This window comes from Cyclobacterium sediminis (genome assembly GCF_054781075.1).
The window spans coordinates 34,735-60,207 of record NZ_BAAGVC010000017.1; the positions used below are offsets into that span (position 1 = coordinate 34,735).

Sequence of the window (25,473 nt, forward strand, 5' to 3'; positions counted from 1 at the left end):
TTATTAAGCTCCGATGAAAAAATTATTCGGCAGTACTATATAGTGGTTTGATAAATTCTATGGTATTGAATTAAGCTAATGACTTTGGTATTCCTTTATATTTGTTTTATTTGATTGTGACCAGTTTTCCTTCTATCGATATCTCATTTCCCAGACTCCTCTCCAGGCCTTCCAGCAATAAGGTAACATCATTGCTAGGCGCGGATCCATACAAGCGTTTTTCAAGTAAATTGCTGTCCGCTACAATTACCTTGAGGCCATAAGTAGATTCAAGAATGGCTTTTATTTCTTTCAAAGAAGTATCCTCAAAGAGCAAGCGGTTGTTTCTCCATGAGGTATATACCATAGGATCTACTTCCTTTTTTGTTAAAACCTTGTCATTGTGAATGTATTCAGCCATTTCTCCTGGAGCCATCTGCAAACGCTCCTCGCTGCTATCTTTTTGGAGGTTAAGCATGACCTTTCCGGAAGACAAGACCACCTTGGTTTTTCCTTTTCGGTTAAGCACGTTAAATTCCGTTCCCAAAACTTCCACATTAAAGTCGGTGGTGGCATGGACAACAAACTTCTCTTGCACGCCTAAATGCTTTACGGTAAAGTAGGCTTCCCCTACTAACCAAACATCCCTTGCCTCACCCATCTCCCAGCTATTGGAATAGCTCAGTGAAGAATTGCCATTGAGTTTTATCTCAGACCCGTCAGGAAGGACAATGCTTTTGGTTTCCCCGTAAGCAGTCGTATGCGTGGTCATACTTTCGTTTAAGGCAAAGTAGTAAATGCCACTCATTACCAAGAGACCGATAAATACCGCAGCCCATTTCAGCCAGCCGTTGTTAGCCATTACCCGATTCGGCTTAGCTTTCATTTTTATGTTTTCTGGAGCAGGCTCTTCTTTATCCTCATGAATAGAATCTTGTATCTTTTTAAAAATCAATTCTTTACGAATATTTTCAGGGCTGGTTTTTTTGAAATCTATTCCATTGGCAATCACCTTTGCTTCTCGCAGCATAAGTTTCCTTTCAGGGCTACTTCCTTGCCATTCCTCCCAATACCTGTTCGTTTCTTCAGTGGGGCTTTTGACCCAGTCAAGAAAGGAAATGTCTACCAATAGGTCATAAACAGAATGAATATCTGACTTCATCTAGATTGCTTTAAGGAAAAATAAGACTAAGAAAATTCTTCTCATTTTCCGGTGTATATATATAAGGGGAGGCTGTTCCGGAAATTACCTCAAAAAAATTGATAAAATTTTAAAAAAAATATTAAAGAAGAAAAAGTAGGTCGATTTATAGGCAATCACTTGCACAATATACCTTCAATGCAAGCAAATACAAGAGCTTATTATCCATACTCCCTTTCATGGAAGCAAGTGCCCTATAAACCAAGGTATAGGTAGACTTTTGGCTTATGCCGAGTAAACCGGAAATTTCAGCAAATGAAAGGCCATCATAAAATCGCAATATGATTACTTCTTTCTGTTTTCTAGATAGTTGATTGAGGGCTTTTAGAATATTTTCTTTCTGTATAGCGGTAATTTCTCCGGATATAATTCCCAAATCATGAGGCAAAACAATTTCAAAATCATGGTCTTTGAAACTTTCTTTTAATGGAGATTTACGTTTTTTCTCCAGGTTTCTAACAATTTTTCTTTTGAGGGATTTGTATAAATAGTAGCGAACAGATTCCGCTTGCGCAATAGATTTTCTGTTTTTCCAAAGCTCCACAAATAAATCATGAATGCTGTCTTCAATCAATTCTTTGTCGGCTGTTATGATCTCTCCATAATTAAACAATGCCACAATATAGCGTTCATAAAGAGCAGAAAAGGCCATTTCATTCCCTGACTTAAATTCAGCCCATAGTATAGCATCTTCCTTGCACTGCCCGGCATCTTTAGCAAAAGAACCCTTTACTTTTGTGTTCTTTTCTCCATGAGCAAGTGTCAATTGAAAGTCTCTATTTTCCCCACCGGATAACTCCATATGAATAATAACCCTACCACTATAAAGCAGCAGGATAACATTTATAGTTTAGCTCTAAAAACGTATCAGATGCATACAAAATTGACAAGAGTTTTAATAAACCACTAACATTGATCGTAGGAATTAAGATGGCTCCCTGTTTCAAGATTTCTGTTGGCTATATTTCTTATCAGGCAATGCATGTGCACATACATTTATCGAATTTAATGTTGTTTTAAATCAATTAGGACTTGGGCATTGTAAACTGAACCAGAAATAGGCTGAAGGTGAACCGACAAATTAATCTTACCCTATGAATAAGACTTGTCCTTCACAACCTATTTCTTTTTGAAAAGACAAAATTGAATGCTTTAGAAATTTTCCGAGGATCCTTAATTCTCCAAAAATCTCAAGCATTGATTTACTAAACGCCCAATTGTTAAGGTGATTTTTTATCTTTAAATCATCCCATTTTTCAAGCTTAGTAAAATTTAGGTTGTTATTCTGTTAAATAAAAGTTTTGCGCCTGATTTTTTCCTTTTCTAAGTATAATATAGCTGATTCGGGTGTTGAATGGCGAGGCCAAATCACAATTCCACCACTAAAACAACGGCTTATTTCGTTAATATTTTATATCAAATCTTTATGAATTCAATGGACTACCTCTACATTATACTACCATTCCCTACAAATGGTATTTTATATTTATAAAATAAACAGCATATTATAGGTCCTATTGATTAAAAGTGAATGTTACGCCATACGATAACTATAAAAGACATTGCACGCGAACTGAATATTTCAGTTTCCACAGTATCCAGAGCTTTACGGGACGCTTATGATGTGAGCCTAGAAACCAAACAGTTGGTCCTTGAAAAAGCCAGGGAGCTTAATTATAAACCAAACTACAATGCCAGAGGGCTTTCTCAGGGAAAAACCAACAATATCGGGGTTATCATTCCCTTCATCACCAACTATTATTTTTCAACGGTCATTACCGGTATACAGAAAATTGCTTATGATTACAATTACAATATTGTCCTCTACCTAACCAATGACTCCGAGGAAAGGGAATACCAGATCCTGAACAACCTTATCCTATCCGGACTAGATGGAATACTTATCTCTACCTGCGCTAGTAATTACGATCCTATTCATAAAATTATGGACAAAGGGGTGCCAGTGGTATTCTTTGACCGGACCAACAGTCTTGATGCTTCGAAAGTAAAGCAGGACGATTATAATGGGGCTTTTGAGGCCACATCTCATCTGATCTCTCAAGGGTTTAGCAAAATAGCCCATATCACCGGGCCAAAAGACCAGATGTTTACCCAAAACAGGCTCAATGGATACCTAAATGCCCTGGAACACCACAACCTACCGGTCAAAAAAAAATGGATTATTCACAACGGGTTTTCACAAGAATGTGGTGCTAAGGACCTTCAAAAGCTCATGGCCAAGTCCAAAAAGCCGGATGCCATTTTTGCGGTAAATGACCGAAAAGCCATAGGGGCCATGGTTGAACTTAAAAAGCAAAACATTCAAATAGGAAAGGGCTTTGGTGTGGTTGGCTTTACCAACGACCCCATCTGCACCCTAATTACCCCTACCCTAACCACAGTATCTGAATCTGCCTTTGAAATAGGAAGCATGGCTTGTGAATTGCTCCTCAAACATATACAGAAAGAAAATTTAGCCCCCAAGGAGGTTATTTTACCGGGGAAATTAATTATTCGAGAATCCACTATGCGTTCATTCCCCAAAATTTAAAAAGGTAATTTGCTTAGAAGCTAAAACGATAGGGCTTAATCATCAAAAGAAAAAATAGCTTGATAAAGAAATGCTAGAGACACCTAAACAAAACCGCATCCCAAGATCTTTAATCGATCTTTGGACACGGTTTGGGGTTAGTGGTTTATTTCTGTATTGGCTTGGATAATAAGGAGGCCGATGCATCATCCAAGAAAATGCTGCAGGACGCATGCTCTTGCAAAATACTTGAGGGGTTTAAATTACTCACTTCACCTTCCAGGCAAGCTTGAACGGCTTTAGCTTTCCGCTCATCGGGTACTGAGCATATGATGTGTTTGGATTTCATGATCTGTTGAATGGACATGCTAATGGCTTGGGCCGGAACATCCTCCATCTTTTCAAACCATCCCTCATTCATTTGTTGTTTTCTGCATGGCTCATCCAGGTCTACCACAAGATAGGGTGTTTGGGTATCAAAGTCTGCAGGGGGATCATTGAAAGCCAAGTGGCCATTTTCACCTATGCCTACAAAGGCCACATCTATGTCCTTATCTGAGATTAAGGACGCCAGCCTTTTGCATTCTTCTTCAGGATCATTTTCTCCATTGATATAGTGTATGGCTCCCAGGTTTCCTACCTTATCTACAAATCTTTCCTTCAGGTATTTCCTAAAGCTTGCCGGATGGCTAATCGGAATTCCTATGTATTCATCCAAATGAAAAACCGTCACTTTGCTCCAATCAATTTCTTCATCCAAAAGCCTGGAAATGGTTTCAAATTGGCTGGTACCGGTGGCTAATATTAAATTTGCTTTGCCTTTCTTTGCAATCGCTTCTCTGATCAGAGGAGCTGCTTCCTCTCCTGCTAAGTTTCCAAGCGCTTTCGGATTCTCAGATTGAAATATTATCATATAATTTAAATTAAGGTAAATAAAAAAACACTAACATTTGGTCAGCCTAGGCTAAGGTTAATCATCTAAATATATTCGGTACCGTACCCTACAATACATAGGCCGGAAACCATTAAATAAGACCGGGGAAATCCCAGTCTTAGAATACCTATTGTTTTAAAGCAGCCCTGGCCACTCGCAATACATTGCCACTTAATATTTTCCGGATGGTCTCCTCCGAATAGCCCATTTGAACCATGCCTACAGTAAATAAAGGCCAATTTGTCCAAGCCAAGCTTTGGGTCATTGCTTTGCTGGTAGTAAACTCTTTTTCGGGATCGGGCCATAAAGCTTCCCATCGGTTTCTAGGTTTTCGATAAGCAGGTATTTTCTTATTTTCCTTTGAAGCATACTGGGAATTATGGGCGACATCCGTACCTATGGCCACTCGGTCAGGCCCAAACTTCTTGACCATATAATCTATGTGTTGCATCAAGGAGGCGATATCTCCTGAACCTCCCAGATACCAAGGAATACAACAAATCCCCATATACCCATCAGTATCTGCTATGGCCTTGATTACATTGTCCGGCTTGGCACGAAAATGTGGATACAATGAATTAACTGTGCTGTGGCTGGCCACCATAGGTTTGTCAGAAAATTTGGCTGCATCCAAGCTGGTTTGCCATCCGGAATGTGAAATATCCACAATGACACCAACCCTATTCATTTCTTTAACCACTGCCCTTCCAAAATCACTCAACCCGGCATCATTGGGCTCTCCACAACCATCCCCTATCATGTTCCTCCTGTTATAGGTGAGGTGCATCATCCGAATTCCCAATTGAAAAAACACCCTGATATAGCGAAGCTCCTCTTCTACAGAAACCCAACCCTGAGGAAGGGGCACACCGTTTCCGGTAAAATAAAGTGAGTGCTTATTTTGTTCTTTGGCCAACAAAATGTCTTCAGGGGTAACCGCTTTTATTAAAACATCCTTCATCCAATCTGTGGCGTAAGTAAAACGCGACAAACGTTTCAGCAGTTTTTCTATGGCACTCCCTTCCTCTCCTGAATTTTGAATCACACAGGTGACTCCGGAAGCTTTCCAAGCATTGATAAACTCTTCTGTTTCCCGTTGGATTTCCACAAACCGAGTCATGCTCATGTCTTCCCGCATGTCCTGAAGCTCCAATGGAGAAGCATTTTCCTCCACTGCTTTCTTCATCCTGTCCCCATCTACTGCCGCACGAGGCATAAAACCATAACAATCCACCACCACAGCGTCCCGATGCAGTTCAAGCCCATGTTCCAATTGACTTTTGCTTGGTTTTAGTACATTAAGTGCTACCTGATAGGCCTCTTCCATCCCCTTGGTGATTTGAAAGCGAGTAGGATCCTCATGTAGAGGACCTGCCGCCTGCTCGCCGGATTGGCCTGCTGCAAAGCTTTCCATTACTCCCAAACCAGACACTGCCAACCCGGAAACTTTTAAAAACTTCCTTCTCTGATGATCCATATAAATACCGTTAATGCAATGCTTTCATATTTTCCATAATGCCGAGAAACCCTACTAATGTATTTCCCCAGAAACTCTTTTATGATTTCTTTGCTACCGGAACCAAAGAAGTAAGGTCTTCAATCCGCACAATTTTTCCGGTTTCAATGCTATTCCTCGCTGCGATACCAATCAATGCAGACATGGCACCATCTCTGGAACCGGCAGATTGCTTGTAAAGATCAGGCGCATCAGGATACCTGAATATCTTATCCTTTAATCTGGGGTCTGATCCGCCATGTCCACCAGACTCCGGCATCACCTTGATATTTTTTACATTCCCGAAAAGATTTCTAATCGTAATTTCTTGGTAAGGTGGCACCCCGGTCGGCATAGAAGATTTTATCCAGGCATCCAATCTGCCCTTTGTCCCATTAACGGCTAGTCTATAGCCCTCATAAGGAGAACAGGCTGTCAGCGAATAATTTACTTTTACACCATTGGCATATTTGTATTGAACAGCCATGGTATCATAGATATCAATTTCTTTCCTATAGATACATCCATCCCGGAGATAGCCATCATGTTTCTCATTGGCCACGTATAAATCCATTGAACTTTGGCTCTCGGTAATGTCCCAATAAAAGTTGCACTTGGATTTATGAGGGCAGGGCCTACAGTTGGTACTATTGAACTTGCTGTTTTTCTGCCCGTAATAATCCAATGAACCGTAAGCAAAAACTTCCTCAGGTTCTGAATCCATCCAATAATTCAACACATCATAATGATGGGTTGCTTTGTGTACAAGTAAAGTCCCTCCATGCTCCTTCTCCCCATGCCAACGTCTGAAATAACTTGCTCCATGACTGGTATCCAAATACCAGTTGAGGTCTACGGATTTAATGTCTCCCACTTCTCCATTCCTAAGTAGCTCCCAGATTTGTTGTACATAAGAGGAATACCGCATATTAAAAGTAACGATCACCTTATTGCCGGTTCTTTTTTCAGCATCAAAAATCTCCTGACACTTAAATTCATCGGTAGTCATTGGCTTTTCTGAGATCACCCTCAAACCTGCTTCCAACCCTTTGACGATGTATTCATGATGTGTGGCATCCGTTGTGGTTACAATCAAGGTATCGGGTTTGGTCTCTTTCATCATCTTGTCAAAGTCTGTATACACAGGACAATCGACTTTCATTTTCTTTTTGGCATAAGCGACTCTTCCCGGATTGATATCACAAAGGCCAACAAACTCCAGTATATCATTGTATTCTTCCTGTACAGGCGCTCCCCACATTCCTATTCCTCTACCCCCTGTTCCTACCAACACCACACGGCTTTTTTGTTTTTTATGCCCATAACCAAATGAAGGAGCCAACAAGCCTGAGGCAGTAAGCAAACCTGTATTTTGGATGAATTTCCTTCTGTTTATTGTTTTCATAATCTATTGGTTTTATGCTTCTATATTTATTGGTGGGTATTAAAATTCAAATTTTACGCTTCCATTTGTTTTCAATAAGCTTCTGGCGGCCGCAAACTCAGTTTGCCATGCTTTCTCCTTATTGGATAAAATGGGCTCCCCGGACATGCTCACTGGCTGGGCAAAAGTAATGGGCAATCCTGTCAAGCCGGCAGCTAAGGAAACATCTCCCCATTGGAGGAATTTTGGTAGGTGAATGGCCAAGGAAAAATAATCAACACCCTCACGATTATCGAAAAGATAACTAATTGGGGCACTTCTTAAAGTAAGGGAGTCGTAAACATCTTCCTCTAGTGCGGCGAGAAACAGGCCGGCTAAACCGGCTTCTTTTTCCCCATCGAAGATCAAATTCTCCGCAGCATATTCTGCTTTTATAAATTCGGAAACCATAGCCAATTCACCTACCCATTGGCCAAGCATGGTTTCTCCGAGCCAAAGTCTTGCCCTGGCCAAGGTATGGAAAGGAGTTAAATAATCTACCTTTTGATCCTCAGCTGAGGCCGCTTCACCTGTACCGCTCAATTCGGCAATGACTATCCCATATCCTTTTTGTGTCCAGGCATCTACTCGTGCTTGGGGTATTTGCTGTTTGCCGGCGGCTGTTGCTAGTAAAACATAACCAAGTCCTGAATGGCTGGGCTTCTTGATCAATAGAGGAGTCAATAAATTTTCAGAACTTTCCAAAGCTAGTCTTTGCCAAGTCCCATCAGGCGAAAATCGATGAACATTTTTAACCACTGGAGAAGCTTGTATTTTTAAGAGGCTTGCTAAATCTTCAACCACTTGTTCCTTATCCAAGGAGGTTTTTTCTAAGTAATTTTTTCTCAATTGTTGGCCTTTTTTCCTGGCATATTCCGCCACCCCTACTACCTTGGGGTCTCGCTGCCCTTTAGGGAAAACCATTAATTCTTCAAAAGGAAGCACTTTAAAAGGGATTTCTTCTCGGGCACTTCCATCCCCTATTCCCTTGAGGTGTAAGTCAAACCAACCCAACATGGCCTCTCTGTCTTCAGGCCAATAGCCATGTTCTAAATCAAACAATTCATAGGCGATCTTCTCTTCAACCTCATACTGCTCAAAAATCGGTTTGGCATTGTGATAGCTACGAAGCATTTCTGAGGGATAAAAAGTAACATTGCTGTCTTTATTGTGGTTGCACATTTTCAAAGCCCTAGGTGCATAAAGAGCCAATACTCCTGAAGTCTCGGTAAAAGATAATCCACCGGGAAGCAGTTCACATACGCAGTTGGATCCCATTACCGCAGATTCAAAGGTGCCGACGCTCACCACGGGCATTGCTGCTTTTACCCTTTCATCCATGGCCGCAAACCACATGGTCTGATTACCTCCCCCGCTCGCTCCTGTGGCACCAATATTCTCTGCATCCACATAAGGCAATGAACTTAAAAGGTCCACCGCTCGCATATTGTCTATAACCTGGACCCCAAGAAGCGTTTCTCCTATGTTCATCAGGGAGGCACCCAAATTGGATCCATGGTATTCAAAATCCATATGGGTTGTACCCCTTTCTCCCGCTCCAAAAGCATCCATACTCAAACATACATATCCATTTTTTGCCAGACTATGGGCTACTGATTGGATGCTCTCCGCACCTTTTGCTTCCTTCCAATGGCCATGCATATTGACCACTGCAGGAAAAGGCCCTTCTCCATCAGGAATAAAAAGATTGGCTGTGGCATAAACACCGGGCTGGGTTTGAAAATAAATATTTTTGATCGCATAGCCCTCCATTTGAATGGTAGCTGTTTCTTTCATGTCCAAATCCAGCTCATGATCCACTTTCAATCCACTATTGGCTAAAATCTCCTCTCTTATTTCTTCTTTCATCTTTTCCCAATCTGGCAGGCTCTCCGGCAACAAATGGCTTGCAAATTTTATTTGGGCTTTTTGCTTCATTGTGCTATTTAGGATATCGGCACTGTGGGGAGCCAAGACTTGGGGCAAACTATCCGGCGGAACAATGGAAAAACCCATTTCATGCTTTAGCTCTGCAGAACTGGCAAGAAATGACCGGGCAATCACAAACAGACTTAAGAGAAGGATCTTTTTCATAAATGGAAAGTATTAAATGTGATTAGCCGGATTAAAGTTTGATACCGGTGTTGCCACCATGGGTTAAATTAATGTCTACAGGTGCATTGTTTTGCCAGGAACCACCGGTGAAATCAGGTACATCTATGGCGGAAGATCGGTTGGCTACAGACCACTCACTTAATGGGAAAATCGAACTCCATAGCGCTGCGTCATAAACATCCTGTTCTAGTGGTAAACCATTTCTTAAGCAGTCAATAAGTCTCCAGTCCATCAAAAAGTCCATTCCCCCATGGCCTCCAACCTCCTTGGCCATTTCACCAATTCTTTTGACAATTTCAGGTTGGTATTTTTCTTCAATCACTTTCATTTCTTTTTCCGAAAGCCATCCCTCATGGCTGGTGGCGATTCTTCCCGGCAAGGGATACTTCATGGCCACTCCCTTGGTGCCACTTACCAAGTGAATCCTGGAATATACCCTTGGTGAAGAAACATCATGCTGAAGCATTATGGTACTTCCATTTTTTGTTTTTATGGTCGTCACATTCATGTTTCCCCGGAAAGGCTTTCCTACAAACTCTTTGTAGGTATCGTCTTCTTCTGCCAATTTTGCGGTCATTTCGCCCAAGACAAAATCTTTGCTTGATACAGAAACCAAATAATCAAGCCTATCTCCTCTATTGACATTCATGGCTTGGCATATGGGGCCTAGTCCATGAGTAGGGTAAAGATTCCCATTTCTACTGGCATTGTGCCGGTATCTCCACATGTTCCATTTTTTCTTGCTGAATATACTGGGGATAAAATCATGTATATAAGCCCCTTCAGCATGCACAATGTCTCCAAAAAACCCTTGGCGGACCATATTTAAGGTCATTAATTCGAAAAAATCATAACAGGTATTTTCTAGCATCATGCAATGCTTTCTGGTTCGCTCAGAAGTTTCCACCAAGGCCCAACACTCCTCCATGGTGATTGCTGCCGGAACTTCCACTGCCGCATGTTTGTCGGTTTCCATGGCATAAAGAGCTATGGGGGTATGCAATTCCCAGGGGGTAGTAATATAAATCAAGTCAAGATCTTTTCGCTCGACTAATTTTTGCCATATTTCTGCATCTCCGGAATACAGTTCCGGATTGTGAGAGGTTTCAGAAAGCTTTTCCTTGGCCTGCTCCGCTTGCTTTGGTCTTAGGTCACACAAGGCCTTGATGTCCACACCATCAATTTTGCTCAATCTCCTAACAGCTGCAGACCCCCTGCTTCCCAATCCAATTACACCTATCCTTACGGTTTCAATTTTTGGAGCAGCATATCCGGACATATTGAAAACCTGTTTGTGCTGTTTATGCGCCAGTTTTTTAATTTGTTCGTAGCCTTTGCTTTCATCGGCCCCAAAGCTAGACCCCGGAAATAGAGCCGAACCCGCCACACCAAGACTCGAAATACCGGATAATTTTAGAAAATCTCTTCGCTTATTTTTCATAGAACAAAATATTTAACACTCAATATATAAAAAAATGATGTACGTACCCTAAAATAAAATACATACATCACTTTTTTCATCGAAAAAGCAATTTAAGGGGCCACATTATAACCCGGATTCTGTTCCAACAGGCCATTTTTATTTATTTCAGACTGTGGAATAGGGAGAAAAGTAAGTATTTACTTTAGCACGTCACCATAAATCAAACTTTATTAAGGTAATCCAATTTACCCCATAAAGCATATAAATTAATTAAAACCATAAAATTTATTTGCGATAACGTTATCGAAATACGAAAGGAAAAACCGTATAGAAAAAACCTACAACTTAAATGTTAAAACATAATCAATTCCAAAATTCTTAGGGAACAATCTGACCAACAGAAGTTTGCTTGAAGGGCTAGCTATGTACCGACAGGCTGTATATGTGTTATAAGTGCTTGAACAAACTTTTTATCATACATATTTAGTTTAATGGATGTTTAAAAATTAGATAGAACTATTTAGCTTCGGTTATTTGAAAACGCACAAAAAAAGGGGGACTCCTCCTTGTATTAGTTGCATTTTGAGTTTGAAATAAACCTTTGATCCATCCTACACCATTTCTCAGCCATAATAAAATCGGAAAAATCCTATTGTAAGCTGAAGGAGTAGAGATGTAAGGCAAATAAATGCATTTGTAAGCCGTAGGAATCCTAATGTAGGTTGAAGGAATGCAATTGTAAGCAGTAGGAACAGAGATGTAGGCAGTAGAAATGCAAATGTAGGTCGTAGGGAGAGGAATGTAAGCATCAATATTTCGTACTGACCTGCCCATTTAATTGGAGCAAGAAAGGGAATTGTTGGCACAGGGTTTTACCCTTTGGAATAATTTGGTATCTTCGGTATCAAAGGGCTCGGCTAAGTAACTTCTTTATGTATTTGCCAAAGCCCGAGTGACAAAACAGATACACAGCCTGTTAGCTATAAGCTAAATAAACTTGAAAGGCCATTCATCGAATATTATAGCCCATGGATTTACTCAACCAATTATTGGGAATCGATCCCAATTATATAGTGATTGGATTAATTGCCCTTTTCTTTTCCTTGGAGCAAATTATGCTTACCCCTTTTACTTTCAATAAAAGGGTTTATCATCTATTTCAGAATGTACTGTTCCAAATAATTCTTGTGATTTTGAATATCTTTTTTGTCACATTTCAAGTTTTTTCCATTGATTGGTTAAATGAAAACAATATTGGTCTTTTATACCTGATAACATTACCTGTTTGGGTTAAGCTCTGTATTTCGGTGGCCCTATATGACCTCACTGCCTATTGGATCCATAGGGGAACGCATAAAATCCCTCTTCTCTGGAGATTTCATAGGGTTCATCATAGCGATACCACAATGGATGCTTCAACGGTTTTTCGCTTTCACCCAATAGAGCTGATTCTAGTATTTGGAACGGGAAATATAATCACAGCTGCTCTTTTTGGAACAGATGTCTTTTCTATGGCTTTGTATTATTTCCTCCTTTACTTATTCTTCTTTTTTGAACATGCCAATCTAAATTATCCGAAATGGCTGAATTCGACTTTAGGCTTATTATTTGTAATGCCGGACCATCACCGAGTGCATCATCAACAAGAGCAGTTCTATACGGATTCAAACTATGCGGACATATTGATTATTTGGGACCGCTTATTTGGCACCTTCAAAATGATGCCTTTAGAAAAAATGAAATACGGATTGCTAGAATTTGATACCGAAGAAAAACAGTCCTTTCTTTACCTAATTAAAAGCCCCTTTATTCAAATAAAAAGAAACAAATCTACTAATAAAGGAAAAAGGAATAATCAAAGCTAATCTCGCTAAAAACAGCTTGTGGAACTGCTGTATTGTGCACAAATAGTGAGGATTAACCGAAGTAAAAATGCATACCACCTTAATTCATAATATTGAAGAAATTGTCCCTCTAAAGGAAGAGGAAATTTTGCTTATCAATGCTGCATTCAAACCCATCCACCTAAAGAAAAAACAGTTTTTACTCCAAAAAGGGCAATCGTCTCATCATATGCGATTTGTAGCCGATGGTTGCCTGAAGCTATATCGTATTGATGATACCGGCAAAGAGCATATTCTTCAATTCGGGATTAAAGGATGGTGGGTAAATGACCTATATGCCTTTCTCACTCAAAAACCGGCCACATTTTTTATTCAAGCCATTACCGATTGCACGGTTTTGCAGGTTCACAGAGACCAACTCAATAAACTTTATGACCGGATACATATGATGGATCGGTTTTTCAGAATTAAAACGCAAAATGGATATGTAGCCCTTCAAGAACGAACCATTAACTCCATGAGCCAAACTGCTGATGAACGCTATAATGACTTTATAAGTAGATATAGGGACATGGAGCAGCAGATTCCTCAATATATGATTGCCTCCTTTTTGGGGATAACCCCGGAACACCTCAGTGCCCTTCGGAAAAACTTCACCAAAAGGCTTTCTTAAGATACCTTAATTAATTTGGACTGCATGGTTTAGAAATTTGCTCAAACAAATTATTCAAATCATGAAAAAGACAAATTTTATCGTAGCCTTGCTGCTGGCAGGCCCCTTAAGCGTACTGGGCCAACAAAATGAAACCGTGGGCAAAAGCCCCTGGGGACCGGATGACGAAATAGGCTCACTGAACCTTATGTCAAATTCCTCTCGTCTTGAGGTATTGTCTCAGATCAAATCCGGTAAGACCTATGATTTAAGCGTTGAGTATTTCGTGGGCATGCCAAGTTTCCATGCACTGGGAGATCCCCCTTATCAATACTGGCTGACCCATACCCCAGAAGGCACCGTGGTAGACAATCCCAATGGATTGGGCGAAAAGATGAATCACAAGGTGAGCTATACCGGAGATGCCATATCTATGTATACCCATATGGGGACACATATCGATGCGCTCAACCATTTTGGTCTGAATGGGAAGATATGGAATGGTTTTACCCCTGAAGAGCACTTGGGAGACAAGGGCTGGAAAAAGACCGGAGCTGAAACCATTCCTCCTATTATTGCCCGTGGTGTATTGATAGATGTTAAATTATCAAAAGGAACACTTCCAAAAAACTATAGGATTACCGCCAATGATCTTCAAGATGCGCTAGATAAGCAAGACCTAAGTCTAGCGCCTGGAGATGTTGTCCTTATTCGAACAGGTCAGGCTGAATTCTATCAGGATGCCGATCACTACCTCGACAACTATCCGGGAATTAGTCTAGATGCAGTTAAATGGCTTATCGAAGACCAAGACATTATGCTGCTTGGTGCAGACAATCTCAGCTTTGAAGCCTTTCCTCCAGAGAGAGAAGACAATTGGGTGCCGGTACACACCTACTTATTGGCAGAAAAAGGGGTGATGTTTATCGAGCAGATGTTTCTGGAAGAGCTGGCCGGCGACAAAGTGTACCAATTTGCCTTTATCGCAGCCTCCCTAAAGCTGAAGGGTGCAAGTGCTGCACCAATGCGACCAATGGCTATTCCTTTCCACTCCAATTAAGCCGAATATGAATAACCTAACATTGTTTCTGCTTTCCTTTCTGGTTGGAATTATGGTGGTGATCCAAGGTGGGATCAATGCCCGCCTAGGCATTTTGCTAAACAATTCATTGCTGGCCACCTCCACAGCATTGACCATGGGTGCAAGCCTTACCCTTATCACCGTGTTAATCACTGTTCGACAGTTTCCAAGCATGCATCAGGTCAGGGAAATTCCCTTGTATATGTGGGTCACCGGAGGGGTATTGAGCTTTTTTGCTGTTACGCTTTTCTACTATATCATTCCAAAAACAGGTATCTCCACAGCCGTGACCTTTGGCCTGGCCGGACAGCTTATTTTCGCTGCCATTGCCGGACATTTTGGCTGGTTTAATATGCCTCTAGAACCGATTACAATAAAAAAAATCGCCGGTCTATTAGTGATGATCACAGGTGTCATTCTAATCAAATCCCAAAATGAACTTAATTAAGGCAAATACAGACAACCTGACCTCCCTCTGGAAGATTGGAGGTCAGCTAACGGGGCTATACATGGAAGAACCCGGTTACGGCATGAGCATTTCAGGAAATGGTGAATGGCCAAACAAACTTTGGTTTACCCAACCAATGGAAAGGCAGGCTATTCTGGATATACAGCTCAAATGGAAGCTGGACAAACTATCTCTTCCTGTATGGGGTGATGCGCTTCATAGGCAAGAGTTGATCCTTAAATCTTGTGGATTTGAGGAAAAACACAAACAAATAGCCATGTTTATGGATTTGAGCCATGCTCCAGCCCCTAAAGAGCGAGTCCTTATTCAGAAAGTAAGCAATAAACCCTTGGCTGAAATTTGGTCGCAACTATTTGAGCAAGCCTTTGGGTATAAGATAAGTGCCATAACAGTGAGCCAAACCATGGGATCTATTGGGTACTACATTGGCAAAAACAACGGAAATCCGGTAGGTACTGCAGTACTCTTTATGGATCAGCAAGGGATCGCCGGGATACACTCAATGGGCATCATTCCTTCACAACGTAGAAAAGGTTTTGCGGAAGAATTACTCATCCAAATAATGAAAATAGCCAAAAAAAAAGGAGCCACATATGCCACTCTTCAGGCTTCTGAAATGGGAAAAGGGCTCTATCTCAAAACCGGCTTTCAACAAGACTTTGTCATCAAAACATTTATAAAAAAGAAAAAATGAATTTACTAGATAAACTCAATTGGCGATACGCCACCAAAGTATTTGATTCTTCCTTGAAGGTGTCAAATGAAGATTTAAACTTCCTAAAAGAAGCGATCAGGCTTTCGGTCTCTTCCTATGGCTTGCAAATGTATAAAGTATTGATTGTGGAAAATCAGGAAATCCGAAAGGAACTGCGTAAAGCCTCATGGGATCAAGCTCAAATCACGGACTCGTCTCATCTGTTTGTTTTCTGCAACTACACTGAAAACCAAGACCAACAAGTGGACAAATACATTCAGCAGGTCATTGATATTCAGAAGACCGGAGATATTCAAGGGCTGAAAAAGTATGGCCAATCCATTAAATCAAGCCTTGCGCATATGTCCGCCGGAGATCGAAAAAGCTGGGCAGAAAAACAAACTTATCTGGCGCTAAACAGCCTGATAATAGCATGTGCTGACCGGCAGATAGATGCCTGCCCAATGGAGGGGTTTGATAAACAAGCCTATAACCGACTCCTCGGCCTCGATGAAATGGGGCTCAATGCTTCTGTGATCGCACCGGTGGGGTATAGATCAAGTAGTGACGAGACACAGAGAAGAAAAAAGGTGCGTAAACCAATAGATGAATTATTTCTATCCACATAAATAAGAAAAAATGAACTACAACTTAAACAAAAAAGCAAGGCTAACCGGTATATTCTATTTGCTGGTGATCATTTTGGCAGGATTTAGCCAAGGTTATGTTCGTGGAATGATTTTTATTCCGGATGACCCTCTGGCAACCTTGACGAATATAAATTCATCTGAAGGGCTTTTCCGCCTTGGCTTGGTAAGCGATTTATTGGCTTTTATGATAGATGCTGTTATTTCGATATTACTCTATCAATTATTAAAGCCTGTCAATTCAACATTGGCTGCAATTGCTTCAGTTTTCCGTCTTTTGGCACATCCGGCCATAGCAAGCTTAAATCTCTTGAACCATTATTTGGCCTTAGTTGCTGCCGATCCAAGTGGTCCTATGTCCGCGTTGGGCACAGCACAACAGGAAGTATGGGCAATAATATTTATGAATGCACACAATGCAGGATACCTATTGGCAGGAGCCTTCTTTGGTATTCATTGCTTGTTGCTGGGAATATTGCTCTATCGTTCTCCATTGTTCCCGAAAGTGTTTGGCATTTTAATGGTTATAGCAGCCGGAGGCTATTTGATAGAAACCTTTGGAAATTTTATTTTTCCTGGCAATCAACTTGTCTTGGCCACCATTGTTGGCTTTTCTGCAGCAATTGGGGAAGTATCTTTTACTTTATACTTGTTGTTCAAAGGCAGTAGAAAAACCAAGGAGTCAATAATAGAACATTAAAAACCGGTACCCAAGTAGTGGCCAACCTAAACCAAAGAACTTAGGTTGGGCTACTACCGGTTTACCCTTTTCCAAGAAGTCTAGTGGATTAGAACTCCAATTTACGACGGTTCCCAAAGTGTAAAAATGGTACAGCTTTCAACACTTTCGACTTCCCTTTAAACCCAAAAGGTACCCGTAGAAATCGACCTAGGGTTTTCACCCGTTGGAATAATTTGGTATCTTCGGTACCAATTACCTCGGCTTTACACCTATACTGCTGGTTGTAGATAAGATGAAAAAAGACATTCCTCATATAACTTTTAATCCCGTATCTACTGACAGCTATGGTTTTGAAATTATTTCCATTGAACATATCGCTAATAATAAGAATAGACATACCCACGATCCTGAATTACCCCATCAGCTAAAATTCTATAATCTAATTTTTTTCACCCAAGGTTCAGGGAGACATTTTATCGATTTTAAATGGTTTCCTGTGCAAGAAAACAGTTTGGTCTACCTGACCAAAGACCAAATCAGTGCTTTTGAGTTTTCGGAAAAATTAAAAGGATATTGCATAATATTCACCGAAGAGTATTTCGTAAATAGCTTCTCTAATTTGACAAATGACTTTGTATTTAGACTTTTTAACCCGGAATTGTTTTCGCCTATTCTTCAAATTGCTAAAAACTCTGATTTTTTGACCTATTTTAATTTACTGCTTAAAGAATATGGAAACCCTCATTCATTTAATCACAAAACCATTATCAATTCACTTTTAACAATCTTAATTTCAAAAGCAGAAAACTTAAAACAAAATTTAACTTTTCACATTTCTGATTCCGCTAAACTTGTTCTTTACCAGAATTTTGTTTCCCTTCTAGAGAAAAACCTAACCCAAAGTAGAAGTGCCAATTTTTACGCCAAAGAACTGGCAGTAAGCTACAAACACCTCAACACCGTTTGCAAGGAATTGATAAATAAAACCGCCAAAAACGTAATTGACGACTTTATCATACTACAAGCAAAAAGAAACCTAATCAATTCAACGACAAACAGTTCTGAACTGGCTTACAAATTGGGTTTTGAAGACCCTACCAACTTTACTAAGTACTTCAAGAAGAATACAGGGTTAACCCCAAAATCATTTATTCAATCTCTAGAAAAGGACTAATGGTTTAACTTTAACCATTTCAATATCCGTTTTCATCTTTTCTACCAGTTGTATAGCTGGTTCATTAAATTGTCCTGATATAATTTCCCGCGCACCTCTGAAACTATGAATTATCACGCTTTTTTTACCATAATTTTTAGACTATCCTTTTTGACCGTTATTGCAATTGCTCATTACTATACTTAAGTTTGCAACTATAATTATTATAGTATTTAAATATCAACAAGTTATGAAAGCAATGGTTCTCAATGAATATGGTGAAAACGCAAAGTTTGCACCTAAAGAAGTAGAAATGCCAATAGTAAAGAATGGGGAAGTATTGGTAAAAATTTCCGCATCAAGTATAAATACTGTAGATACGATGATTCGAAATATGGGAAAAGATTTACCTTTCTCGCCTGAAAATCCGGCCATATTGGGAATGGATTTCGCAGGGACAATTGAAAAAGTCGGTGAAGGAATTACTGAATTTTCAATTGGAGATGAAGTTTATGGATGTGCTGGTGGATTGGCAGATTTACAAGGGACTTTAGCAGATTACATTGCTGCTGATAGCCAATTAATCGCACACAAACCTAAAAATCTTACCATGCGAGAAGCAGCTGCCCTACCCTTAGTGGGAATTACAGCTTATGAGGGATTAACCAGAGCCGGAATAAAAAGCGGTCTCAATGTATTGGTACACGGTGGGGCCGGAGGCGTTGGACACTTGGCAGTACAACTGGCTAAATATTTTGGAGCAAATGTTTTTTCAACCGGAACAGGAGAAATTCAAAACGAAGTGGTCAATAGTTTTGGAGCAACATTTATAGATTTTATGAAAGAAGATGTTGAAACCTATACAAAAAAGCATACTGGGGGATCAGGTTTTGACATAGTTTTTGATACGGTAGGTGGAAAAAATTTATTAAACTCATTTGAAGCTGCAGCCTTAAATGGTCAGGTCTCCACAACCGTTTCACTGTTAAAGTTAGATTTAAATCCGGTACATTTTAAAGGTCTATCCCTACACGTTGTATTTATGTTAATCCCTATGCTTCACAACTTTAATAGGGAGAAACACGGAGAAATTTTACGTAACATTACCAAAATTGTTGAAGCTGGAAATTTAAAACCACTACTTGATGAGCAAGAGTTTTCCTTAGAAAATGTTGGAGAAGCTTATTCGAGATTGGAAAGCGGAAAAGCAATTGGGAAAGTGGTTGTAGAAAATTAAAAAAAAAACATCATGGATTTTAAAAAGGCATACCTGTGGTTAATCCTTTCGACATTGACATTAGTCTCTTGTCAAAATGAAAGTCAGACCAAAAGCGAAAAAGAGAACATTGGTTCGGAAGAGATCGAACACCCAACAAATAAAGTGCTGTTGAGCTCTGAAGTTAAATGGGAAAAATTAAATCCAGCAAGAGGCGACCAAAGTCCTCAGGCAGGTACGATTTGGGGGGATAGGAAAGGAGAGGTACCTACTGGATTTCTTGCAAAATTTACTGATGGATTTTCCTCTCCACCACATATTCACAATGCAACCTATAGAGCTGTGGTGATCAAAGGAAGCATTCACAATGATGACCCGAATGCTGCAAATATGTGGATGAAACCCGGCAGTTTCTGGACCCAACCCAAAGGAGAATCACATATAACTTCTGCCAAAGGGGAAGAAAATATAGCTCTGGTAGAGATAGACAAAGGTCCTTACCTGGTTCAACCCATTGAGGAAGCCTATGATAATGGAGAGCGACCAATCAATATAGATGTTTCCAACATAGTTTGGTTAGACAGTAAAAAAAGCAATTGGATGAATGCCAAAAGTAAAGCTAAAATAAGCTTTTTATGGGAGGCCAATGGGGCTAAAGGACTGTTTGTAAAACTTCCAAAAGGGTATAATGGAAGTATAAAAACAGATGGTACAGTTTTACATGCGGTTGTCATTCAAGGGGAGTTGAATTATACGCTCCCTCAAAATCACGAAACAAAAGTGTTAGATGCCGGAAGTTCTTTTAGTGCTACAAGCAAAGCCATTCATACCCTTGCAAATGAAAATAATGAGGTTCTGCTTTATATCAGGACAAATGGAAGCATTAAAATGGATTAAAGATGAGAACAATATTAATCACGGGAAGTACAGATGGAATTGGTAAGTTGACAGCATTAAAATTGGCTAAACAAGGTCATCAAATGCTCCTCCACGGAAGAGATTCTGAAAAATTAGCAGACACCATTTTAGCAATTAAAGACCAAACAGGAAATGCTAAAATAAGCGGTTTTGTATCTGATTTATCTGACTTTCCCAGTATTGAGAAGATGGTTGTCGCTATATCAAGTGAATTTACTTCCATCGATGTGTTGATCAATAATGCAGGCGTCTTAATAAGCCGGATCGAACAGAATCAAGACAAGTTAGATATACGATTTGCAGTCAATTATTTAGCGCCTTATCTATTGACCAAGGGATTATTGCCGCTACTTAAAAACAGTAATTCCCCGAGAATTATCAATTTAAGTTCGGCCGCACAATCCACAGTTTCAATGGATGCTTTGGCAGGAAAGGTACAAATTTCAAGTAATGCAGCTTATGCCCAAAGTAAATTAGCCTTAACCATGTGGAGCTTTGCTCTAGCGAAAGCAAATCCCGAAATAGTAACCATAGCTGTTAATCCCGGATCCTTATTGAATACCAAAATGGCCCTGGAAGCGTATGGTCAGCATTGGTCCTCAGCAGATAAAGGGGCAAATGTTTTATGCGAGTTGGCTATGTCTGATCAATATGCTGATAGCAATGGCAAATACTTTGACAATGATATCGGATCTTTTTCTCATGCACATAGTGACGCCTACAATGAAGAAAAAATCGATCAATTGATTTCTGAAACAAGCAAAATATTAAAAAAATGACAAATAATAATGCACTTGCACAAGCCCGTGCCCTTAGCTTACCTCCTCGTAAAGCAGCCCTACAACGTGAAGCATCTGTTTCTCTTTTTTGGGATAACCACCGGGAAATGCTTGAAGATGCATGGGCAGCATGGGAAATCGAAAATAAAAACAATTTATTAATTCCTGATGAATCCCTACTTGATCCTCGCTTGCGAAAAGCTGTCAATGAAGCATGGGAAGATCCGAAAAAAGAACAAGCCGTTGCTGATTTGTGGGAAGAAATTATTTCTGGAGTTTATGTCGCACAATTTTTTGATGTTGACCGCTTAGCTGATTTTCGTCAATACTTGGAAGCTGTAGCCAATTCACAAATTCCCAGGCGTGCTCCCTATGGCATCCAATTGAATCGGTACGGAATGATGCTTGACCCACGCTCAGAAGGACATCTTGCCGCTCCAAATTTTCAAGCATTTTACAATGCGATGATGGATCGCTATATGCGTCCGATTGCCCGTTTACTATTGGGGACCTATGGCTACGATAATCAAACATTTGGTTTTTCTATTCAGTACAACCCGGATAAAGACAAGGATTTGCATGCACACACGGATGCTTCAGCGGCTACCTTGAATATCAATATTAACTTACCTGAAGAAAAATTCACCGGTTCGCAAGTTGATTTCCATGACAAGACCACAGGCAAAACGATACAAACTGTTTTTGAACCGGGGAAAGCAATCCTTCACAGTGGCAGTGTTCCGCACGCAACCCATCCTATCACTAGTGGACAACGAAACAATTTAGTGGTGTGGCTATATGGAGACCGCATGCAAATATCAAGAACTGGGACAAGTAGCTATGGTGATCTTAATCATTCCGCTACTAAAATTGAGACAATAGAAAACACCAGCCCGCTACAGCGATGGACTGTACCAAATGCGCCCAAAGATACTTATGCTCCATTTTAAAAAAGAGGAGTTCTAAACCAAGGTTTTCCAATTGGTGTGTTTTTCGACGGCCTTGCTTGACTTTTCAAGCAGGGTCGTCACAGCCACATGGGATTCGCCCCTATCTTCAATTCATAAAGCCAGAAGTTTGCGCTTTATTTGGTGAGCTGTCCTTGTCCTAGTATTTTTTGATCCATTGACTTCAATTTACGATTATCGTTCATAGACAAAAATTTCGCCAAGAGATTTACTTGGCGGTATGCTTAAGGCAAACCTCTTACTTGGAGCGGTCAACTTTTTAACCTATATTCACCTCTCAGGATACCCTCCGGGTGATTATAGCATACCTTCCGGGATATGCGCATAACGTTATAGGATATTTTAAGCAGGCTATAATGCACGAAAAATTCATCAATTACTTCTCCAAAATATCCTCTCTTTCAAAGGAAGAATCAGCCGCAATAGCTAAAAGCATGCAAACGAAAGCAATGGCAAAGGGAGAATATTTATTGAAAGAAGGTCAAGTTTCTGAAAACACCTACTTTGTACTTGAAGGCTGTATAAGAGAATTTATCTTATCTGATGGAGAGGAGAAGACTACGAATTTCTTTTTTGAAGAACAATGGGCTATTTCGCTAAGTAGTTTATCTACAAATAAACCCGCGACGCACAATTGGGTTTGTATTGAAGATACTACAGTTGTGGTGGGCAATGAACAACAAGCTCAAGAACTTTTTAAAGAATTTCCAAGGTTCGAAACAATTTCAAGGACCATAATGGAGGCCGTTTTTGCTGAACAAAAAGAAGCCTTGACATCCTATTACACAGATTCTCCCGAGCAGCGTTATCGTAAATTATTAAATTCAAAACCGGGACTAGTACAGCGAATTCCTCAATATCATCTTGCCAGCTATATTGGGATAAAACCCGAATCTTTAAGCCGTATCAGAAAACGTATCTCCTCATCCCCTTCTAAATAATTAAACAGTAATTATCACATTTCCTTTTTTGTGGCCATTCTCAACATAATCGTGAGCTTCAGACATCTTTTCCAATGGATAAATACGATCAATCACAGCCTTTACCTTTCCTTTTACTACAAGATTTTTTAAATTAAGAAAAGCACTTTTTGGTGTTAATGGCACACCTTGATCAATTGATATATATTTCCCGGTTGGCATAATCATCTTTTTGCATTTTTCTTTAAGAAGGGACGATTTAGAATTTCCTACTGCATCTAATACATATTTATAGGTTTCCAATTGATTTATAGCATTTTTGGCAGTATAATCAATCATCTCATCACTCCCCAAGGACTTGACCAAGCCAAAATTTTTGCTGCTGCAAACACTTGTGACCTCTGCACCCGCATCTTTCGCCAATTGTATTGCCATGGTGCCTATACTCCCTGAAGCTCCATAAATCAATACTTTATCTCCTTTATTAATGGAAGTTTTATTCAGTAAATGTGAAGCAAGTAATCCCCCATAAGGGATAGCAGCCGCCTCAGTATGGCTAATACCGGTAGGTTTAAGGGCAATATTCCAATCTTCCGGTAGGCAGATGTATTCTGCATATGAGCCAAAACGGCGTTTTGTAGGGGAGATGGAACCATAGGCAAAAACTTCATCTCCTAAATTGAATGAGGAAACACCTTTTCCTTTGCCCACTACTATTCCGGAGGACACCATTCCGAAAATGGGGTTTCTGGGCTTTCCAAAACCAAATATGAGTTGAAGAATTAATCTTGTTATTACTGGCTCATTCAATCTGCGAATCAAAACATCACTTGCGGTAACTGAAGTGGCTTGAATTTTTATAAGCACTTCATTGTGCTTTGGAGAAGGCTTCTCAGTATGTACGAGTACTAAATTTTCAGACCCTCCGTACTTTAAACATTTAATCGCTTTCATATTTTGTTGTTTAATTGATAGCACAAAATTGTACATACAAGAATTTAATTTCATTGACTTGGGTTAAGAAATGATCGCAACAATGAAATTAAATTTGATGGGTGTATTTATTAAGAATGCTACCCACTGAAGTGACTTCAAAGGTTTTGTTTTAGCAAAGATTACTTCCTCCCCTTTTATTTATTATCCACAATAAATTACGCTGAAAACTCCTGTTTTTTTTCCAAAATTGCCTTGTTTAAAGGAAGAAAACCAAAAAGTATACACCTTTCGAAATAGTGTATACGTCTTCAAGGCCTTGCTAATCTCATCTTTATATCAACAAACTAAAACAGAGATGAGCACAACAAATCAATTTGGCAAAAAGGGGTGGACGCCCGATAGGCTAAAAGACTTAACAGGCAAGACCTTCGTAATTACCGGTACTACAAGCGGTACTGGTTTTGAAGCAGCACGCATTCTACTTTTGAAAGGCGCAAAGGTAGTGATGCTTAACAGGAACCCACAAAAAGCACAAGCTACCATCGCTACATTGAAAGAAAACCTTGGAGGCGGGATTGATGTTAGCAATATTTCCATGGACTTGGGAGAACAGGCATCAGTAAAAAGAGCCGCTACCGAAGTTTTGGAAAAAGTAGACCGCATAGATGCATTAATGTGCAATGGTGCCATTGCGCAAGTACCCCAACAACAACTCACAAAGGATGGCTGGGAAAGCCAGATGGGCGTGAATTACTTTGGCCATTTCACCTTGCAAGCTTTACTCTTCCCTATGATTGAAAAATCAAAAGGGCGTATTGTTACCGTAGGTAGTCTGGGCTACGACATGGGTATCAAAACCATCAAGTTTGATGATTTGAACTGGGACAAGGATTATACAGCCAATGATGCCTATAGCCAGAGCAAATTGGCCCAAATCATGACCATTTACGAATTGCAATACAGGTTGGCCAATGCCGGTAAAACGGATGTAAAAGCTTATGCATGCCATCCCGGCTCTTCCAGAACATCATTAATCGCAACAAGTGGAAGTTTTATGATGAAAATTATTTTTGGTCTTATGAAGTTATCGCCTTTGACACAACCTGCTGAAAATGGAGCCTATCCAGAATTGATGTGCGCCACAGAGCCTGATTTAGACCAAACCGCATTTTATGGTCCAACGGGCAGAAGCAATTGGGTAGGACCTGTAGGTCCGCATGAACTTAAGCCTCATGCCAAAGACAAGGCGATCGCTAAAAGACTGTGGGAGCTTTCAGAAAAGGAAACAGGTGTAAAGTGGGATATTTAATTTATAAAAGCTAGCCATTAAAAACACCTCAGATGAAAAATATCAAAGATATGCTTCATATCGTTTTACAACCCTACTATAAAGGGAATTTAAACATAAAGCTTA

The 25,473-nt window shown here is 40.0% G+C and carries 24 protein-coding genes; 15 read left to right on the forward strand and 9 right to left on the reverse strand.

The genetic code is table 11. From position 1 onward, the window contains the following. Positions 1 to 106 precede the first annotated feature (106 nt). Together ACYVHJ_RS14890 and ACYVHJ_RS14895 are read right to left on the reverse strand one after the other, a co-directional pair. Positions 107 to 1,141 (reverse strand): FecR family protein, encoded by a 1,035-nt coding sequence (locus ACYVHJ_RS14890; protein ID WP_460516047.1) that lies wholly within the window; start codon positions 1,139 to 1,141, stop codon positions 107 to 109. A gap of 145 nt (positions 1,142 to 1,286) precedes the next feature. Next, positions 1,287 to 1,982 (reverse strand): RNA polymerase sigma factor, encoded by a 696-nt coding sequence (locus tag ACYVHJ_RS14895; protein WP_460516049.1) that lies wholly within the window; start codon positions 1,980 to 1,982, stop codon positions 1,287 to 1,289. Positions 1,983 to 2,711: 729 nt separating this feature from the next. On the opposite strand from ACYVHJ_RS14895, the gene ACYVHJ_RS14900 reads away from it, so the two are divergent. Further along, on the forward strand, positions 2,712 to 3,731 hold the full coding sequence (locus ACYVHJ_RS14900; protein ID WP_460516051.1) for a LacI family DNA-binding transcriptional regulator: 1,020 nt from the start codon (positions 2,712 to 2,714) through the stop codon (positions 3,729 to 3,731). 145 nt (positions 3,732 to 3,876) lie between these two features. Here the strand turns inward: ACYVHJ_RS14900 and ACYVHJ_RS14905 are convergent, their stop codons facing one another. The 6 genes from ACYVHJ_RS14905 to ACYVHJ_RS14930 form a co-directional block, all read right to left on the reverse strand. Then, positions 3,877 to 4,623, reverse strand: coding sequence for a glucosamine-6-phosphate deaminase (locus tag ACYVHJ_RS14905; RefSeq protein ID WP_339903180.1), 747 nt, complete (start codon positions 4,621 to 4,623; stop codon positions 3,877 to 3,879). A 148-nt stretch (positions 4,624 to 4,771) separates the two neighbouring features. After that, positions 4,772 to 6,121, reverse strand: coding sequence for a dipeptidase (locus tag ACYVHJ_RS14910; RefSeq protein ID WP_460516054.1), 1,350 nt, complete (start codon positions 6,119 to 6,121; stop codon positions 4,772 to 4,774). Positions 6,122 to 6,200: 79 nt separating this feature from the next. Next, entirely contained in the window at positions 6,201 to 7,544 is a 1,344-nt protein-coding gene (locus ACYVHJ_RS14915; protein ID WP_303613800.1) for a Gfo/Idh/MocA family protein, read from the reverse strand. Positions 7,545 to 7,583: 39 nt separating this feature from the next. Next, the gene (locus ACYVHJ_RS14920) at positions 7,584 to 9,656 is read right to left on the reverse strand and encodes an alpha/beta hydrolase family protein (RefSeq protein WP_460516057.1); all 2,073 of its coding nucleotides are present in this window, start codon (positions 9,654 to 9,656) and stop codon (positions 7,584 to 7,586) included. Between the two features lie 31 nt (positions 9,657 to 9,687). After that, positions 9,688 to 11,118, reverse strand: coding sequence for a Gfo/Idh/MocA family protein (locus ACYVHJ_RS14925; protein ID WP_460516059.1), 1,431 nt, complete (start codon positions 11,116 to 11,118; stop codon positions 9,688 to 9,690). Between the two features lie 92 nt (positions 11,119 to 11,210). Further along, entirely contained in the window at positions 11,211 to 11,297 is an 87-nt protein-coding gene (locus ACYVHJ_RS14930) for a RagB/SusD family nutrient uptake outer membrane protein (protein ID WP_460516323.1), read from the reverse strand. Positions 11,298 to 12,128: 831 nt separating this feature from the next. Here ACYVHJ_RS14930 and ACYVHJ_RS14935 point away from each other — a divergent pair. From ACYVHJ_RS14935 to ACYVHJ_RS14995, 13 genes are all read left to right on the forward strand, one after another. Beyond that, positions 12,129 to 12,965 carry a sterol desaturase family protein gene (locus ACYVHJ_RS14935; RefSeq protein ID WP_460516061.1) on the forward strand — a complete coding sequence of 279 codons (837 nt, stop codon included), beginning with the start codon at positions 12,129 to 12,131 and terminating at the stop codon, positions 12,963 to 12,965. A 67-nt stretch (positions 12,966 to 13,032) separates the two neighbouring features. Then, positions 13,033 to 13,617, forward strand: coding sequence for a Crp/Fnr family transcriptional regulator (locus ACYVHJ_RS14940; RefSeq protein WP_460516063.1), 585 nt, complete (start codon positions 13,033 to 13,035; stop codon positions 13,615 to 13,617). A gap of 61 nt (positions 13,618 to 13,678) precedes the next feature. Beyond that, positions 13,679 to 14,656, forward strand: coding sequence for a cyclase family protein (locus ACYVHJ_RS14945; RefSeq protein WP_460516065.1), 978 nt, complete (start codon positions 13,679 to 13,681; stop codon positions 14,654 to 14,656). A 7-nt stretch (positions 14,657 to 14,663) separates the two neighbouring features. Then, positions 14,664 to 15,125: a DMT family transporter gene (locus ACYVHJ_RS14950; protein ID WP_460516067.1), complete on the forward strand. Its 462-nt coding sequence runs from the start codon at positions 14,664 to 14,666 to the stop codon at positions 15,123 to 15,125. Further along, positions 15,112 to 15,840, forward strand: coding sequence for a GNAT family N-acetyltransferase (locus tag ACYVHJ_RS14955; protein WP_460516069.1), 729 nt, complete (start codon positions 15,112 to 15,114; stop codon positions 15,838 to 15,840). The genes ACYVHJ_RS14950 and ACYVHJ_RS14955 overlap by 14 nt, the downstream gene beginning before the upstream one ends. Continuing rightward, entirely contained in the window at positions 15,837 to 16,469 is a 633-nt protein-coding gene (locus ACYVHJ_RS14960) for an NAD(P)H-dependent oxidoreductase (protein WP_460516071.1), read from the forward strand. The genes ACYVHJ_RS14955 and ACYVHJ_RS14960 overlap by 4 nt, the downstream gene beginning before the upstream one ends. 10 nt (positions 16,470 to 16,479) lie before the next feature. Beyond that, entirely contained in the window at positions 16,480 to 17,187 is a 708-nt protein-coding gene (locus ACYVHJ_RS14965) for a DUF4386 domain-containing protein (RefSeq protein WP_460516073.1), read from the forward strand. Between the two features lie 274 nt (positions 17,188 to 17,461). Then, positions 17,462 to 18,343 (forward strand): AraC family transcriptional regulator, encoded by an 882-nt coding sequence (locus tag ACYVHJ_RS14970; RefSeq protein ID WP_460516075.1) that lies wholly within the window; start codon positions 17,462 to 17,464, stop codon positions 18,341 to 18,343. 229 nt (positions 18,344 to 18,572) lie between these two features. Next, positions 18,573 to 19,559 (forward strand): zinc-dependent alcohol dehydrogenase family protein, encoded by a 987-nt coding sequence (locus ACYVHJ_RS14975; protein WP_460516077.1) that lies wholly within the window; start codon positions 18,573 to 18,575, stop codon positions 19,557 to 19,559. A 12-nt stretch (positions 19,560 to 19,571) separates the two neighbouring features. Continuing rightward, on the forward strand, positions 19,572 to 20,435 hold the full coding sequence (locus ACYVHJ_RS14980; RefSeq protein WP_460516079.1) for a DUF4437 domain-containing protein: 864 nt from the start codon (positions 19,572 to 19,574) through the stop codon (positions 20,433 to 20,435). Between the two features lie 2 nt (positions 20,436 to 20,437). Further along, complete coding sequence (locus ACYVHJ_RS14985) at positions 20,438 to 21,235, forward strand: Rossmann-fold NAD(P)-binding domain-containing protein (RefSeq protein WP_460516081.1); 798 nt, start codon at positions 20,438 to 20,440, stop codon at positions 21,233 to 21,235. After that, the gene (locus ACYVHJ_RS14990) at positions 21,232 to 22,185 is read left to right on the forward strand and encodes a hypothetical protein (RefSeq protein ID WP_460516083.1); all 954 of its coding nucleotides are present in this window, start codon (positions 21,232 to 21,234) and stop codon (positions 22,183 to 22,185) included. Before ACYVHJ_RS14985 ends, ACYVHJ_RS14990 begins: the two co-directional genes overlap by 4 nt. 374 nt (positions 22,186 to 22,559) lie before the next feature. Next, positions 22,560 to 23,144, forward strand: a complete 585-nt coding sequence (locus ACYVHJ_RS14995) for a Crp/Fnr family transcriptional regulator (protein ID WP_460516085.1) — start codon at positions 22,560 to 22,562, stop codon at positions 23,142 to 23,144. On the opposite strand, the gene ACYVHJ_RS15000 is transcribed toward ACYVHJ_RS14995, so the two are convergent. Further along, entirely contained in the window at positions 23,145 to 24,077 is a 933-nt protein-coding gene (locus tag ACYVHJ_RS15000) for an NAD(P)-dependent alcohol dehydrogenase (RefSeq protein ID WP_460516087.1), read from the reverse strand. A gap of 337 nt (positions 24,078 to 24,414) precedes the next feature. Between ACYVHJ_RS15000 and ACYVHJ_RS15005 the strand changes: the two genes are divergently transcribed. Next, a complete protein-coding gene (locus ACYVHJ_RS15005) occupies positions 24,415 to 25,368 on the forward strand; it encodes an SDR family oxidoreductase (protein ID WP_460516090.1) in 954 nt (317 codons plus the stop codon). The last annotated feature ends 105 nt before the right edge of the window (positions 25,369 to 25,473 follow it).

Excerpts from the sequence above, each read along its gene's own strand:
- ACYVHJ_RS14890 (WP_460516047.1), bottom strand. The coding sequence starts at position 1,141 with ATGAAGTCAGATATTCATTCTGTTTATGACCTATTGGTAGACATTTCC.
- ACYVHJ_RS14895 (WP_460516049.1), bottom strand. The coding sequence starts at position 1,982 with ATGGAGTTATCCGGTGGGGAAAATAGAGACTTTCAATTGACACTTGCT.
- ACYVHJ_RS14900 (WP_460516051.1), top strand. The coding sequence starts at position 2,712 with ATGTTACGCCATACGATAACTATAAAAGACATTGCACGCGAACTGAAT.
- ACYVHJ_RS14905 (WP_339903180.1), bottom strand. The coding sequence starts at position 4,623 with ATGATAATATTTCAATCTGAGAATCCGAAAGCGCTTGGAAACTTAGCA.
- ACYVHJ_RS14910 (WP_460516054.1), bottom strand. The coding sequence starts at position 6,121 with ATGGATCATCAGAGAAGGAAGTTTTTAAAAGTTTCCGGGTTGGCAGTG.
- ACYVHJ_RS14915 (WP_303613800.1), bottom strand. The coding sequence starts at position 7,544 with ATGAAAACAATAAACAGAAGGAAATTCATCCAAAATACAGGTTTGCTT.
- ACYVHJ_RS14920 (WP_460516057.1), bottom strand. The coding sequence starts at position 9,656 with ATGAAAAAGATCCTTCTCTTAAGTCTGTTTGTGATTGCCCGGTCATTT.
- ACYVHJ_RS14925 (WP_460516059.1), bottom strand. The coding sequence starts at position 11,118 with ATGAAAAATAAGCGAAGAGATTTTCTAAAATTATCCGGTATTTCGAGT.
- ACYVHJ_RS14935 (WP_460516061.1), top strand. The coding sequence starts at position 12,129 with ATGGATTTACTCAACCAATTATTGGGAATCGATCCCAATTATATAGTG.
- ACYVHJ_RS14940 (WP_460516063.1), top strand. The coding sequence starts at position 13,033 with ATGCATACCACCTTAATTCATAATATTGAAGAAATTGTCCCTCTAAAG.
- ACYVHJ_RS14945 (WP_460516065.1), top strand. The coding sequence starts at position 13,679 with ATGAAAAAGACAAATTTTATCGTAGCCTTGCTGCTGGCAGGCCCCTTA.
- ACYVHJ_RS14950 (WP_460516067.1), top strand. The coding sequence starts at position 14,664 with ATGAATAACCTAACATTGTTTCTGCTTTCCTTTCTGGTTGGAATTATG.
- ACYVHJ_RS14955 (WP_460516069.1), top strand. The coding sequence starts at position 15,112 with ATGAACTTAATTAAGGCAAATACAGACAACCTGACCTCCCTCTGGAAG.
- ACYVHJ_RS14960 (WP_460516071.1), top strand. The coding sequence starts at position 15,837 with ATGAATTTACTAGATAAACTCAATTGGCGATACGCCACCAAAGTATTT.
- ACYVHJ_RS14965 (WP_460516073.1), top strand. The coding sequence starts at position 16,480 with ATGAACTACAACTTAAACAAAAAAGCAAGGCTAACCGGTATATTCTAT.
- ACYVHJ_RS14970 (WP_460516075.1), top strand. The coding sequence starts at position 17,462 with ATGAAAAAAGACATTCCTCATATAACTTTTAATCCCGTATCTACTGAC.
- ACYVHJ_RS14975 (WP_460516077.1), top strand. The coding sequence starts at position 18,573 with ATGAAAGCAATGGTTCTCAATGAATATGGTGAAAACGCAAAGTTTGCA.
- ACYVHJ_RS14980 (WP_460516079.1), top strand. The coding sequence starts at position 19,572 with ATGGATTTTAAAAAGGCATACCTGTGGTTAATCCTTTCGACATTGACA.
- ACYVHJ_RS14985 (WP_460516081.1), top strand. The coding sequence starts at position 20,438 with ATGAGAACAATATTAATCACGGGAAGTACAGATGGAATTGGTAAGTTG.
- ACYVHJ_RS14990 (WP_460516083.1), top strand. The coding sequence starts at position 21,232 with ATGACAAATAATAATGCACTTGCACAAGCCCGTGCCCTTAGCTTACCT.
- ACYVHJ_RS14995 (WP_460516085.1), top strand. The coding sequence starts at position 22,560 with ATGCACGAAAAATTCATCAATTACTTCTCCAAAATATCCTCTCTTTCA.
- ACYVHJ_RS15000 (WP_460516087.1), bottom strand. The coding sequence starts at position 24,077 with ATGAAAGCGATTAAATGTTTAAAGTACGGAGGGTCTGAAAATTTAGTA.
- ACYVHJ_RS15005 (WP_460516090.1), top strand. The coding sequence starts at position 24,415 with ATGAGCACAACAAATCAATTTGGCAAAAAGGGGTGGACGCCCGATAGG.